The 576-nt window shown below is 71.0% G+C and carries 1 protein-coding gene; it reads right to left on the bottom strand.

The features are described 5' to 3' along the window. Nucleotides 1-54: 54 nt before the first annotated feature. Nucleotides 55-576, bottom strand: a 522-nt coding sequence (locus L6Q96_23465) for an ABC transporter permease subunit (GenBank protein ID MCK6557506.1), incomplete at its 5' end; no start/stop codon positions are given.

Here is a 576-nt window from a genome sequence, read left to right as displayed (position 1 = left end):
CCGGCTTGCCGCCACCCTCGAAGCGCACCGCGAGGTCCTGCACCTCGAGGAGACTCACGCGGCCTCCGCGACGGCGCCGGGCTCCGGCGGCGGCGGCGCAGCGCGGAAGGTCCGCCGCGGGTCGAAGGCGTCGCGCACCCCCTCGCCGACGAAGACCAGCAGCGCGAGCAGGATCGCGATCACGAAGAAGCCCGAGAGCCCGAGCCAGGGGGCGTTCAGGTTGTTCTTGCCCTGGTTCAGGAGCTCGCCGAGCGAGGGGCTCCCCGGCGGCAGGCCGAAGCCCAGGAAGTCGAGCGCCGTCAGCGAGGTGATCGCCGCCGACAGGATGAACGGCAGGAAGGAGAGCGCGGCGGTCATCGCGTTGGGCAGGATGTGGCGGAACATGATCGTCAGGTCGCGCGCGCCGAGCGCGCGGGCCGCGCGCACGTAGTCGAAGTTGCGCGCGCGCAGGAACTCGGCGCGCACCACCGCCACCAGGCTCATCCACGAGAAGAGCAGCAGCAGCCCGAGAAGCCACCAGAAGCTCGGCTGCACGACGCTGGCCAGGATGATCAGCAGGAAGAGTGTCGGCATGCT

This window comes from Candidatus Binatia bacterium, assembly GCA_023150935.1.
Classification (GTDB): Bacteria; Desulfobacterota; Binatia; order HRBIN30; family HRBIN30; genus JAKLJW01.
The sequence above is the reverse complement of the archived record's forward strand: the minus strand, read 5'-3'. Positions and strand labels throughout refer to the sequence as shown.